Genomic DNA, 13,220 nt, shown 5'->3' on the forward strand with positions numbered 1-13,220 from the left:
GCAAAATCTGCCGGGAGGGTCAGACGTCAAAGCGTTGCGGGCCTGATATGTTCTGAAGAGATATGAGGACGGCTCGGTCCATGAGTTTGATCAACTTTGTTTGTTGATCTTCTGCTAAGTGTATCACGAGATTTGCGAACAAATCTAACTAGATACATCCTTAGAAAGGAGGTGATCCAGCCGCAGGTTCCCCTACGGCTACCTTGTTACGACTTCACCCCAGTCGCTGATCCTACCGTGGCCGCCTGCCCCCCGAAGGTTAGCGCAGCGTCGTCGGGTAGAACCAACTCCCATGGTGTGACGGGCGGTGTGTACAAGGCCCGGGAACGTATTCACCGCGTCATGCTGTTACGCGATTACTAGCGATTCCGACTTCATGGGGTCGAGTTGCAGACCCCAATCCGAACTGAGACAGTTTTTTGGGATTAACCCATTGTCACTGCCATTGTAGCACGTGTGTAGCCCAACCCGTAAGGGCCATGAGGACTTGACGTCATCCACACCTTCCTCCCGCTTATCACGGGCAGTTTCCCTAGAGTGCCCAGCCGAACTGCTGGCAACTAAGGATGTGGGTTGCGCTCGTTGCCGGACTTAACCGAACATCTCACGACACGAGCTGACGACAGCCATGCAGCACCTGTCACTAGGTCACCGAAGTGAAAGACCCATCTCTGGGCCGGTCCTAGGATGTCAAGGGTTGGTAAGGTTCTGCGCGTTGCTTCGAATTAAACCACATGCTCCACCGCTTGTGCGGGCCCCCGTCAATTCCTTTGAGTTTTAATCTTGCGACCGTACTCCCCAGGCGGAATGCTTAATCCGTTAGGTGTGTCACCGAATAGCATGCTACCCGACGACTGGCATTCATCGTTTACGGTGTGGACTACCAGGGTATCTAATCCTGTTTGCTCCCCACACTTTCGCACCTCAGCGTCAGTATCGAGCCAGTGAGCCGCCTTCGCCACTGGTGTTCCTCCGAATATCTACGAATTTCACCTCTACACTCGGAATTCCACTCACCTCTCTCGAACTCTAGACTGATAGTTTTGGAGGCAGTTCCAGGGTTGAGCCCTGGGATTTCACCCCCAACTTTCCAGTCCGCCTACGTGCGCTTTACGCCCAGTAATTCCGAACAACGCTAACCCCCTCCGTATTACCGCGGCTGCTGGCACGGAGTTAGCCGGGGTTTCTTTACCTGCTACCGTCATTATCTTCACAGGCGAAAGAGCTTTACGACCCTAAGGCCTTCATCACTCACGCGGCATGGCTGGATCAGGGTTGCCCCCATTGTCCAAGATTCCCCACTGCTGCCTCCCGTAGGAGTCTGGGCCGTGTCTCAGTCCCAGTGTTGCTGATCATCCTCTAAAACCAGCTATAGATCGTAGGCTTGGTAGGCCATTACCCCACCAACTACCTAATCTAACGCGGGCCAATCCTTTGGCGATAAATCTTTCCCCCGAAGGGCTCATACGGTATTACTCTCCGTTTCCAGAGGCTATTCCGTACCAAAGGGTATGTTCCCACGCGTTACTAACCCGTCCGCCGCTCACCCGAAGGTGCGCTCGACTTGCATGTGTTAAGCCTGCCGCCAGCGTTCGTTCTGAGCCAGGATCAAACTCTCAAGTTGAAAAGCATTGCTGCTTATCCTTGACGTTCGAACCTCTGCACATCTCATCAGGAGGCTAATCCTGATGAAGTCTTCTGTTTGATGTACACAGATTTCCTAAGAAATCAGTGAACCACTCAAACAGTGAAGCTGACACTGGATCATCGAGCCGAAGCCCTACCAGCGCGATATACAGACATTCAATCCGTCGAAACGAACCAAACCGCCCACATATCTCTTCAGTTATCCATCAATGTCAAAGAACAAAACACCAAGAGCCAAAAATCAGACCGTTGCGCCAATAACATCAGCGCGCCCGCCTAAATCATTCCCTAAGATGCCCACCGTCTCTCCGATGCGTCCGGCTGTCTCTCCAACCCGTCCGGCCGTCTCTCCGACCCGTCAGCGCCGCCTCAGCAGCGCCGGTGAAGGGGGTTCTAAGGTTTACCAAACAAACCCGCAAGCAGAAAATACGATAAACTTGCAAAAAACCGAAAAATCATATTTTATGTCGCAAAAACAATAGTTTATGATATAACAACCATTCCAATAAAAGCGGTCGTCAGAGCAACCGGCGGCGAATTTGGAGCTTTCGATAGAGTTACCCACAGACTAGGCGCCGAGTCAGGCGGAATCGGCTGGGCGGAACCGAGTCAGCAGGCCGGAAACCGGAATGCGCAGCAGAATCAGGCTGACGGTCAGAGACAAGTAGACCAGCGGTTCGATCTGAAATCCTTTGGCAAGCATAACATAGTGCAGCCCGCCCAGAATCGCGGCGGGAAAGACAAGCCGCTGCAGGATGCGCCAACGGGCCCCCAATTTGCGCAGGGACAAGTTATTTGACGTTACCGCCAGAGGGATCATCAGGATAAACGCTGCCATGCCGACTGTAATATAAGGACGCTTCAAGATATCCGCCCAGATCTGGCTGGGAAGTTGCACGTCCAACACCAGCCACACCAAAAGATGCAGGCTGACATATGCAAAGGTCAGCACGCCCAGCGCGCGGCGGAACTTGAGCAGGTTCAGCCCAAAAAACCGCCGCAGCGGAGAAATTGCCAACACGACGATCAACAGCTGAAGTGCCAGTTCGCCGTACCGGTGTTCCAACGCCTCAATCGGATCCACGCCCAGACCGCCGGTCAGTCCCTGGTAAAACAGCCAGGGGGCCGGAAGCGCTCCTAGCAAGTAGACCAGCCACACCGGAATGCGGCGCAATATCTGATTCAGCGTCTGCATGGTCTTAGTAGAATTCCTTCAGATCCATACCTTCGTAAAGTCCGGCGACCTCTTCTTCGTAACCGTTGAACATCAGCGTCGGGATACGCTTGGCAAAGAGTCCGCCGCCAATCTGACGTTCCGAAGCCTGCGACCAGCGTGGATGATCCACGTTGGGGTTAACGTTACTATAGAAGCCATACTCGCGCGGGGCAGACATGTTCCAACTGGTGGGCGGTTCAACATCCGAAACGGTGATGCGGACAATCGATTTGATGGACTTGAAACCATATTTCCACGGCACCACCAGACGCAGAGGCGCGCCGTTTTGGTTCGGGATAGGTTTGCCGTATATACCGGTCGCCATGATCGTCAGCGGGTGCATCGCCTCATCAAGGCGCAAACCTTCCCGGTAGGGCCATTCGAGGATCGGGAACTGAACGCCCGGCATCTCATCGGGTCGGTATGCCGTTTCAAAGGCCACATACTTGGCACCCTCTTGTACGCCAGCCATATTCAGAAGGTCCGCCAGTTCAAAGCCATTCCACGGGACGACCATCGACCAGGCCTCGACACAGCGGAATCTGTAGATGCGCTCTTCGACCGTCATCTCGGACATGATGTCCTTGAAGTCATATTCACCCGGCTTGTCGACCAGACCGTCGATCGTGACGCTCCAGGGTTCGGTCAACAGGGTATGCGCGTATTTCGCGGGATCGTCCTTGCGGGTCCCGAATTCGTAGTAGTTATTGTACGAGGTGATCTCTTCCCAAGTGTTGGGTTCAAGTGCTTCCTGCGCCGCTGCCGGTCTGGCCAGCCCCGCCAATCCTACACCCGCCAGGCCGGCCATCACCTGCCGCCGATTCAAAAACGCCACCCGTGGCGTGACGTCGGCATGTGTCAGTGTATTGGTCCAGCGATGCGCCATTTAAGTCTCCTTGGTAAGCTAGCCTGAGATTCCAGATAATCCGCTGATACCACACCGCCAAGGCAACATGCGTCACGATTGGGAGACGAGACTGTAACGATTCACGCCAAGTCCATACCAAACCACCTCAGACATCCCCGAGGGCGAATTGCGCCTAAACCGTTAGTACCTGTCACGCCAAGTTGAACTCGCAACGCCCAATTCAGGCGGAATACCCGGACCTTCAATCTTTACAACTGCTTCACGCAACTTGCAGTCTTGTTGCCAGGATTGGCCAACAGGCCCTTAGATCCGCTGTCCACCCGATTGTCGGGCAAGACTAAAGGGAGAAGACGAATGTGTGACATCTGCGTGATGAACGCGGTCAAAGACCGTATGCTGTCTAGAAGAAGGTTCTTCAAAGCCGCCGCCGCCACTGGTGTGGCCGTTGCCGCCACTGGAGCCAGTGCACCAATTGCCCTGGCCGCTGGCGTGGGTAAGGTTGAGGACATGACCCACACGCTCAGCGCCGATTTCCCAACTTTTTTTGGTGAGCCGGGATATGCGTCCGAACAGGTTTTCAATTTCGGCGAACACGGCTTTAACCTGCAGCGCCTGACGGTCAATGAACACACGGGCACTCATATCGACGCGCCACTGCACTTTTCGGCGGACGGTGCCTCGGTGGATGAAATCCCGGTTTCTGATCTTGTCGCGCCGCTGTGCGTCATCGACATCGCGGCACGGGCTGCCGAGGATGCTGATACGCTGCTAACCCCGGATGATCTGAAGGCATGGATGTCTGCCAACGGCGACATTCCTGATGGCGCTTGCGTGGCCTTGTATTCCGGTTGGGCCGCCAAAGCCGACAGCGACGCATATCGCGGTTTCGACGGGCAGGCACAACATTACCCCGGCTTCCACCCCGAAGCCGCAATGATGTTGATCGAAGAGACCGGCGCGCGCTCCATTGCATCAGACACGCTGTCTCTTGACCACGGCATCTCAACCGACTTCGCCACCCATTATGCATGGCTGCCCACGGGACGTTTCGGGATTGAGAATATCGCCGGTCTGGATCGTGTGCCGGCCGCTGGCGCGACGTTGGTGATTGGCGCGCCTAAGCATGCTGGTGGCACCGGGGGACCCGCGCGGATATTTGCACTAATCTAATGGAATGATCAGATCACAAGCGGTCCGCCAATTTGGCGGGCCACATCCAATTCCTTAATTTGGGCTATATTCGGCCAATATCTTGTATCCCAAACAAATGGGTTCATATCGCTAACCGATTTCGGCACAGACTTGTCGAAACTCAAATCTGCAATCTGGATTGGATAACCTCCTTAGTGTCATGCTGATTGGCTAGTGCCGCTGCAATAGCTGCACGTACCCCGCATTTGGCCGTCTCGACCGACATACTGGGCACACCCAGATTTCGATCCAGTGCGGCAACCTCTGGTAAAGTCGGCAAGTGTATCCAGCCAGCCCGAACGTCCAGATTGTTTTCCTTAATGTGGTGGAGAATTCCGTACATAAGGTGATTGCAGCAAAAGGTACCAGCGGCATCCGAAATATCGGACGGCACACCTGCCGCACGCATGGCTTGTACCATTGCACGAATGGGCAGGCTGGACAGATAGGCCGTCGGTCCTTCAGGTGCCGTCAGAACGTCTTGCAGAATCACGCCGTCATTATCCGCTACGCCATACCTGGCGTCATCATTGAGATTTTGCGCGATCCGTTCGACAGTGATCATCGACCGCCCACCGTACTCGCCCATCATGACAACAACATCCGGCGAAAGCTCGGCTATTGCGTGGCTCACAAACTCAATGCATTTGAAATAGGTATTCGGCACAATTCTGGAAGTGAGTGCTGCGTTGCTGATGACCTCACCGTCCAGAGCTTTTGCCACCTGCTCCGCCGGATTTATTGGCGTCGTTCCAAAGGCCTCGAAACCGGTCAACAACACAGTTTGCATAGCTAAATCTCCTTTGATCTCTTCAGCCTACAGTACTAGCCGCAGCGCTTTTGGAACAATTGGAAATGTCACCGGAAAACGTCATCAAAAAAAGACCCACCGATTTGGCGGGTCTTTCTTACTAACTTAGCGGATCAATGCACCACGGCATCATCTGGACGCGGACGCTCGGACGTGCCCAGCCGATCGCCAATGATCAGACCATCGGGTCCGGCGGTTACAGGGACGGTTTCTCCGTCCTTGATCTCACCAGCAAGCAACGCCTCGGCCAGCGGGTTTTGCAAGGCACGCTGGATCACCCGCTTGAGCGGACGGGCACCGAAGACTGGGTCATAGCCCTCGTCGGCAAGCCATTCCTTGGCGGCGCCATCCAAGACCAGCTCGATCTTGCGGGCGGCCAAGCGTTTCTGCAAACGCGCCATCTGAATATCGACAATGCCATCCATGTCTTCCCGCTTAAGCCGGTCAAAGATGATCGTCTCGTCCAGACGGTTCAGGAACTCGGGCCGGAAATGCGCCCGGACCGCGTCCATCACATCACGCTTGGCTTGCGCGCTGTCCGCACCTTCGGGCAACTGGCTCAGCGCCTGAGAGCCGAGGTTCGACGTCAGGATGATCAACGTCTGCTTGAAGTCCACGGTACGGCCCTGACCATCGGTCAGAACGCCATCATCCAGAACCTGCAACAGCACGTTGAACACATCCGGGTGCGCCTTTTCGACCTCATCGAACAGCACGACCTGATAGGGCCTGCGCCGCACGGCTTCGGTCAGCACGCCGCCTTCGTCATAGCCGACATAGCCCGGAGGGGCGCCAATCAGACGGGCAACCGCGTGTTTCTCCATGAACTCGGACATATCGATACGCACCATCGCGTTGTCGTCGTCGAACAGGAAGTTCGCCACAGCTTTGGTCAGCTCGGTCTTACCTACACCCGTGGGCCCGAGGAACAGGAACGAGCCCAGCGGGCGGCCTTCGTCGTTCAGGCCCGCACGCGCACGACGTACAGCATTGGCCACAGCTGTGACCGCCGCATCCTGACCGATCACGCGGGAATGCAGATCGTCTTCCATCCGCAGCAGCTTCTCGCGCTCGCCTTCCAGCATCTTCGAGGTCGGGATACCAGTCCAGCGTTCAACCACCGAAGCGATCTGTTCCGGACGCACCGTTTCCTCAGCCATCATCTGGCTGCTTTCGGCATTTTCGGCCTCGGTCAGCTTTTTCTCAAGCTCTGGGATGACGCCGTAAGACAGCTCACCCGCTTTGGCGAGATTGCCTTCACGCTTGGCAATCTCGAGATCAGCGCGTGCCTTGTCGAGCTGCTCTTTCAGATCGCGCGCGCCAGCAAGCTTGTCGCGTTCAGTCTGCCACTGGGCCGTCATCTCAGCGGATTGCTCCTGCAGATCGGCCAGATCCTTTTGCAAGGTTTCCAGGCGGTCCTTTGAGGCCGCATCATCTTCGAGCTTCAGCGCCTGTTCCTCGATCTGCATCTGCAGAATCTGGCGATCCAGTTGATCGAGTTCCTCTGGCTTGCTGTCCACTTCCATCCGCAAGCGAGCCGACGCTTCATCGACTAGGTCGATGGCCTTGTCGGGCAGAAAGCGATCAGTGATGTAGCGATGCGACAAGGTCGCCGCAGATACCAACGCCGAGTCCGAGATGCGCACACCGTGGTGTAGCTCGTACTTTTCCTTGATGCCGCGCAGGATGCTGATCGTGTCCTCGACAGTCGGCTCCTGTACCACAACCGGCTGGAACCGGCGCGCAAGGGCCGCGTCTTTTTCCACGTATTTGCGATACTCATCCAGCGTGGTCGCGCCGATACAATGCAGCTCACCTCGCGCAAGCGCGGGCTTGATCAGGTTCGCGGCGTCCATCGCGCCATCGGATTTCCCGGCACCGACCAGCGTGTGCATCTCGTCGATGAACAGGATGATTTCACCGGCAGCCTCGGTGACCTCGGTCAGAACGGCCTTGAGGCGTTCTTCGAACTCACCGCGATATTTCGCACCGGCGATCAGCGCACCCATATCGAGCGCAAGCAGCTTTTTATCTTTCAACGACTCCGGCACGTCACCGTTGATGATGCGAAGGGCCATGCCCTCGGCAATCGCGGTTTTACCCACGCCGGGCTCCCCGATCAGAACCGGGTTGTTCTTGGTGCGACGCGACAGAACCTGCATCGAGCGGCGGATTTCTTCATCGCGCCCGATGATCGGATCGATCTTGCCCTCAGCTGCGGCTTCGGTCAGGTCACGCGCGTATTTCTTGAGCGCGTCATAGCCTTCTTCCGCCGATGCGGTGTCAGCCGTGCGACCCTTGCGGATGTCATTGATCGCTTCATTCAGCTTTTGGGCGGATACAGCACCGGCTTCCAACGCCTCTTTGCCCTTGGATTTCACCATGCACAGCGCCATCAGAACGCGCTCGACGGGCACAAAGCTGTCGCCTGCTTTGGTCGCGATTTTCTCGGCTTCTGCAAAAACCTTGGCGGTCTGGCCATCCATGTAAATCTGGCTCGCATCACCGCTGACCTTCGGAATCTTAGACAGCGCGGCGTCCAGCGCTTCGACCACGCGGGTCGGAGCGCCGCCGGCGCGTGTGATCAGGTTGCTGGCCAGCCCCTGATCGTCATCCATCAATGCTTTCAAAAGATGTTCGGGCATCAGTCGCTGGTGCCCCTCGCGCAGCGCAATCGTCTGCGCCGCCTGCACGAATCCCCGTGCCCGCTCGGTGAACTTGTTCAAGTCCATAGTATTCTCCTTTTCCTAAGCGCCCTGAATGTGATGCGCCCGCTTGGCGGCACGCGTCGGTCTGGGCCTCACATTCAATCTGGGAAATATCTTCGTTCATTCAAGAGGCTGGCGCGCAATTTCAGACTTATCGTCGAGGTATGGAATAGACGGTGTAGCCTCCGGTCTGCGCAACCTCGCGCGCGGCGTACATGTCCATCAGCGATTGCGCGGCGTCGCTGCCCGTCGGGCAGGAAACAAGGTCTGCTGCATCATCCAGAAAATTGACCGTGAACGACGTCTCACCCGTCAATTGGCAGTCATCGTCGGTCGAACGGTACCCCCCCACCAACCGCAAATTGTCATTGGTCGGAGATTTGATGACCGTATCTGCCGCCTCATTTTCTAGTGGCATATCCTGACATCCCACCAAGATCAGAATAATCCCAACACCAAAAACCTGTTTCATAGTTCCCCCATCGAAAATTCTTGTGGATGGTCGGCACCATATCACAGTTGGCCCAAAGCTGCGTGATCTCGATCACGCGCGCGCCCTGCATGGACACAGCCGCCCGAAACCGCTAGGACGCAGACGTTTGCCAAAAAGGAGCCTGCCCCATGTCCGATGATCGCCTGATCGTAGCCCTAGATGTTCCCAACGCCCTGCAGGGGCTGGCCATGGCCGAACAGCTGGGCGACAGCGTTTCCTTCTACAAGATTGGGCTGGGCATGCTGACCGGTGGCGGGTTGGCATTAGCCAATGAACTGAAACAGGAACACGGCAAGCGCATCTTTTTGGACATGAAACTGTTCGATATCGGCAACACCGTCGAAAACGCCGTTCGCGGGCTGGCGCAGTTCGATCTGGATTTCTTGACGGTGCATGGTGATCCGCATGTGGTTCGGGCCGCGAAAGAAGGGGCAGCTGGCAAAGACCTCAAGATTTTGGCCGTTACCATCTTAACCTCGCTGAACCGCGACGACCTGGATGCCAGCCTTCTTAAAGAGGGCAACGTTCAGGATCTGGTTGTCGAACGCGCTGCACGCGCGCTTGAGGCTGGTGCCGACGGCGTCATCGCCAGCCCACAAGAAGCCGCGCTGATCCGTGCCCTGCCCCAGGCCGAAGACCGCCTGATCGTGACCCCTGGCGTCCGCCCCGCAGGTGCCGCGCTTGGCGATCAGAAACGCGTTGCAACACCCGCAAATGCCGTCGCAGATGGCGTGGACCACATCGTCGTGGGCCGACCTGTTTATCAGGCTGACGACCCTAAAGCTGCTGCCGAGGCAATCCTTGCCGAATTGGCCTCACCGCAGGCAAAAGCACCGAACAGGGCTTAATTCTCGACGCCTTGCAGGTTAAAATTTTTAAGGTTTGATGCCGGGTGGCCGCGTCCGCGCAGGCAATTACTGTCGGTTTCTGCGACTCAAGCAGTTGACCTTACGTCACTTTTTGCCATTTCCGCGCCAAATCGTCCCTGTGCCCCAAAACACACATGAGATATGCGAGTTTTGGCTGTGTGACCTAGATCCTATCTAAATCCGGGAATTTGCGCGATTCTGGGGACGTGATACTCCCCGCGGACCATCTCTTCCTGAGGTCCGTCACCTCCCCCCGCCAATCGCGGGGGGTCTTCTTCTAAAAACCTCACATGTCAAAAGACGGCCTACCTTGGACCAAGTAGTCACGTAGGCGGATCGCGAAATTCGGCACCGCCAATGCATTCTCAAGGTAAATATCCGGCGACATCAAACACCATCCTTGCCCCTCATCGCCAAAACTGATCAGGTTGACGTCGCTGGGTGGCCGGTGTGCTGCGAAGAACCAGTTTTGCCCATACATGCGCGACCAGACAAAATCAGCCTTGGCGAGGTGCAGCCCGACTTCTTCCAGTGTTTCGCGCCTGACACATTGCAGCGGCGTTTCTGCCCCTTCGCGCCCACCGCCGGGAAAGTCGAAATAGCCCGGGAATGGAATGTCCTTCTTGTCGTCCCGTTGAATCACCAACAGGTCCGATCCAAGAAACAGTGCGACCTTCGCCCCCGTGAATTGCATGAGCGCTTTCTCTTTGCTGCCCGACCAGATAAATTTTAGCCAGTAACGCCTGATATGACAAAGCGCATAAAACTGAGATGTAAATGTAATGCCCGCTTTATGCCGCGACTGCTTTTCGATTCTGGAACAGGAAGCGCGCTGCCCTTCCTGCGGCAGCCCGCGGATCAAGACACACCCCGAGCTGTTCGACCTGTCCATCGCGCATATGGATTGCGACGCATTCTATGCCTCGGTTGAAAAGCGGGACAATCCCGATCTGGCCGACAAACCGGTGATCATCGGAGGCGGCAAACGCGGTGTTGTCTCGACCGCTTGTTATGTGGCGCGTATTCGCGGCGTCCGCTCTGCGATGCCAATGTTCAAAGCCTTGCAACTGTGCCCGGACGCCGTTGTCATCAAGCCTCGCATGTCGGTCTACGCCGAGGTGTCACGCCAAATCAGAGCCATGATGGACGAATTGACCCCTGTGATCGAACCGCTGTCACTGGACGAAGCATTCATGGATCTGTCCGGTACGCAGCGACTGCATGGCGCGCCACCTGCGGCCATGCTGGCAAGGTTGGTTAAGCGGATGAAGGACGAACTGGGTGTAACAGGCTCGATCGGTCTGTCGCACAACAAGTTTCTAGCCAAAGTCGCCTCAGATCTGGACAAGCCGCGTGGGTTTTCAGTTATTGGAGAAGCTGAGACCGCCGAGTTTCTGTATGACAAACCGGTGCGCCTGATCTGGGGTATCGGCCCGGCGGCACAGGAATCGCTGGATCGTGCCGGCATCCGCGCCTTCTCGGATCTATTACGCTGGGATCAGGAGGCACTGACATCCCGCTTCGGATCTATGGGGTATCGGCTATGGCATCTGGCGCGCGGTCAGGACAAACGGCGCGTGTCTTCGCACGAGCCAATGAAGTCGATCAGCAACGAAACCACGTTTTTCGAGGATACAGCCAGCCTGGACATCCTTGACGGGCATCTGTGGCGCATGTCCGAAAAAGTTGCGGATCGCGCCAAAGCCAAAGGGCTGGCCGGACGGGTCGTAACCCTGAAACTCAAACAAGCAAACCACAAGATCATCACCCGGCGTGTCTCGTTGCGGGACGCCACGCAGATCGCGGACCGCATCTACCGCACCGCACGTGGGCTATTCGATCAGGTCGGCGACAAAGGGCCATATCGTCTGTTGGGTTGCGGAATATCCGATCTGTGCCCCGAAGATCAGGCGGACATCTCGGGAGACCTTTTGGATCCCGACGCGTCAAGGCGGTCTCAGGCGGAACGCGCAACGGATGAAATCCGGCGCAGATTCGGAACGGATGCGATTGTCAAAGGCCGGGCTTTGCGCTGAGGTTACTCAGCCGCCAGACGCAACGGATCGCGGCCAATACCCGAGATTTCCCGTATGACCTGCCGCAATACGTCCTGAAACGCAGCGAAATTGCCGTTCGGCGCGATTTTGACCTCATCCATATACAGAGATCGGTCGATCTCAACCTGGATAGCGTGCTGATTGCGCCCGGGCCGCCCGTAGGTCTGTGTCACGTAGGCGCCCGCGAAGGGCGCGTTGCGCGCCACGATCAGACCCGCCGAGGCAAACGCGGATTCGATCCGGTCTACAATCTCGGTCGAAGCTGAAGCGCCAAATCTGTCACCCAACACGATCTGCGGGCGCTGGGACGTGGTCGTACTGGCCATCGAAACCGCTTCATGCGGCATCGAATGGCAATCAATCAAAATGGCCTGACCAAAAGCGGCGTGCGATTCGGCCAGCAGCGACTTGAGACGCGCATGATAAGGACGCCAGCAGGTGTCGATGCGCAAACGCGCCTCATCCATCGTTAGCTTCCCGCGATAGATTGCGCGCCCATTGGCGACGACCCTGGGAATCACGCCCAGCCCCGAAGCGACACGCGGGTTATGGCCGTGGCGGCGCGCGCCCTGGATCAATGCCGGGTCCAGCTCCTCAGCACTGCGGTTAAGATCCAGATAGGCTCTTGATTTTGTTGCGGATATCAGGGGCGCACCATGGTCAGTCGCTGCGGAAAACAACTGATCCACGAATGCATCTTCCGAAGATCGAATCACATTCTGGCTCAGAACTGTCCGGTTCAGCATCGCTTCGGGGTAGTTCCGGCCACTGTGAGGAGAAGAAAATACAACGCAAGACGTGCGCTTGACGGGCATATCCAATACGTAAGCAGCGTTCTTCATGGTGACTCCTTGTTCGCATTGAACATAGACCGGAAAATAGTTCTGCCAAACCCCTTGAACCCCTTTGCGACTCCTTTTATAGACCCCGCTACCGGCGCGGGGTTCCGCGCCCCATTTCGTTATGGGGCAGGGCAACGCAAAGGTTAAGTGGGCGGTTAGCTCAGCGGTAGAGCACTTCGTTGACATCGAAGGGGTCACAAGTTCGATCCTTGTACCGCCCACCATCTATTCACTGTTTCGGGTCTGACCCGGGACACCCGCAAACCCAGGCGCTGGCCACGTCCTTGATGAAGGCGCCGCAGATTGGAGACAGACCCATGAAGGTCAAGAACTCGCTCCGCTCGCTCAAGAACCGGCACCGTGATTGCCGTGTTGTGCGTCGCAAAGGCCGCGTCTACGTGATCAACAAGACGCAGCGCAAGTTCAAAGCTCGCCAGGGCTAAGAACTGCACTCTACCAAATATTAAAGCCGCGCTTTCGAGCGCGGTTTTTTTTGTTGGCGATGCTAATGTCGGCGA

At 56.5% G+C, this 13,220-nt stretch carries 11 protein-coding genes, 1 tRNA gene and 1 rRNA gene; 5 read left to right on the forward strand and 8 right to left on the reverse strand.

The genetic code is table 11. From position 1 onward, the window contains the following. Nucleotides 1-164: 164 nt before the first annotated feature. The 3 genes from DHN12_RS20335 to msrP form a co-directional block, all read right to left on the reverse strand. Nucleotides 165-1,624 (reverse strand): 16S ribosomal RNA (locus tag DHN12_RS20335). 603 nt (nucleotides 1,625-2,227) lie between these two features. Continuing rightward, nucleotides 2,228-2,842 carry a protein-methionine-sulfoxide reductase heme-binding subunit MsrQ gene (gene msrQ / locus DHN12_RS20340; protein WP_108861822.1) on the reverse strand — a complete coding sequence of 205 codons (615 nt, stop codon included), beginning with the start codon at nucleotides 2,840-2,842 and terminating at the stop codon, nucleotides 2,228-2,230. A gap of 4 nt (nucleotides 2,843-2,846) precedes the next feature. Next, on the reverse strand, nucleotides 2,847-3,749 hold the full coding sequence (gene msrP, locus DHN12_RS20345; RefSeq protein ID WP_108861823.1) for a protein-methionine-sulfoxide reductase catalytic subunit MsrP: 903 nt from the start codon (nucleotides 3,747-3,749) through the stop codon (nucleotides 2,847-2,849). Between the two features lie 336 nt (nucleotides 3,750-4,085). Here msrP and DHN12_RS20350 point away from each other — a divergent pair, with 336 nt between their 5' ends. After that, nucleotides 4,086-4,901, forward strand: a complete 816-nt coding sequence (locus DHN12_RS20350; RefSeq protein ID WP_108861824.1) for a cyclase family protein — start codon at nucleotides 4,086-4,088, stop codon at nucleotides 4,899-4,901. Nucleotides 4,902-5,043: 142 nt separating this feature from the next. Here the strand turns inward: DHN12_RS20350 and pcp are convergent, their stop codons facing one another. The 3 genes from pcp to DHN12_RS20365 all read right to left on the reverse strand — a co-directional run bounded on the left by pcp (nucleotide 5,044) and on the right by DHN12_RS20365 (nucleotide 8,913). Then, nucleotides 5,044-5,712, reverse strand: coding sequence for a pyroglutamyl-peptidase I (gene pcp / locus DHN12_RS20355; RefSeq protein ID WP_108861825.1), 669 nt, complete (start codon nucleotides 5,710-5,712; stop codon nucleotides 5,044-5,046). Nucleotides 5,713-5,846: 134 nt separating this feature from the next. Continuing rightward, complete coding sequence (gene clpB / locus DHN12_RS20360) at nucleotides 5,847-8,465, reverse strand: ATP-dependent chaperone ClpB (protein ID WP_108861826.1); 2,619 nt, start codon at nucleotides 8,463-8,465, stop codon at nucleotides 5,847-5,849. Nucleotides 8,466-8,592: 127 nt separating this feature from the next. Further along, nucleotides 8,593-8,913 (reverse strand): hypothetical protein, encoded by a 321-nt coding sequence (locus tag DHN12_RS20365; RefSeq protein ID WP_108861827.1) that lies wholly within the window; start codon nucleotides 8,911-8,913, stop codon nucleotides 8,593-8,595. 149 nt (nucleotides 8,914-9,062) lie between these two features. Between DHN12_RS20365 and pyrF the strand changes: the two genes are divergently transcribed. Then, on the forward strand, nucleotides 9,063-9,782 hold the full coding sequence (gene pyrF / locus DHN12_RS20370) for an orotidine-5'-phosphate decarboxylase (RefSeq protein WP_108861828.1): 720 nt from the start codon (nucleotides 9,063-9,065) through the stop codon (nucleotides 9,780-9,782). 307 nt (nucleotides 9,783-10,089) lie between these two features. Here pyrF and DHN12_RS20375 read toward each other — a convergent pair whose 3' ends face one another. Further along, nucleotides 10,090-10,497 carry an NUDIX domain-containing protein gene (locus DHN12_RS20375; RefSeq protein WP_108861829.1) on the reverse strand — a complete coding sequence of 136 codons (408 nt, stop codon included), beginning with the start codon at nucleotides 10,495-10,497 and terminating at the stop codon, nucleotides 10,090-10,092. Between the two features lie 88 nt (nucleotides 10,498-10,585). Between DHN12_RS20375 and DHN12_RS20380 the strand changes: the two genes are divergently transcribed. Then, on the forward strand, nucleotides 10,586-11,839 hold the full coding sequence (locus tag DHN12_RS20380) for a DNA polymerase IV (RefSeq protein ID WP_108861830.1): 1,254 nt from the start codon (nucleotides 10,586-10,588) through the stop codon (nucleotides 11,837-11,839). Nucleotides 11,840-11,841: 2 nt separating this feature from the next. On the opposite strand, the gene DHN12_RS20385 is transcribed toward DHN12_RS20380, so the two are convergent. After that, entirely contained in the window at nucleotides 11,842-12,702 is an 861-nt protein-coding gene (locus tag DHN12_RS20385) for an N-formylglutamate amidohydrolase (protein ID WP_108861831.1), read from the reverse strand. A 149-nt stretch (nucleotides 12,703-12,851) separates the two neighbouring features. Between DHN12_RS20385 and DHN12_RS20390 the strand changes: the two genes are divergently transcribed. Then, nucleotides 12,852-12,926, forward strand: a tRNA-Val gene (locus tag DHN12_RS20390). Nucleotides 12,927-13,019: 93 nt separating this feature from the next. Further along, nucleotides 13,020-13,145: a type B 50S ribosomal protein L36 gene (gene ykgO / locus DHN12_RS20395; protein ID WP_005648635.1), complete on the forward strand. Its 126-nt coding sequence runs from the start codon at nucleotides 13,020-13,022 to the stop codon at nucleotides 13,143-13,145. Nucleotides 13,146-13,220 lie beyond the last annotated feature (75 nt).

This window comes from Ruegeria sp. Alg231-54 (assembly GCF_900143525.1).
Taxonomy (GTDB): Bacteria; Pseudomonadota; Alphaproteobacteria; order Rhodobacterales; family Rhodobacteraceae; genus Ruegeria.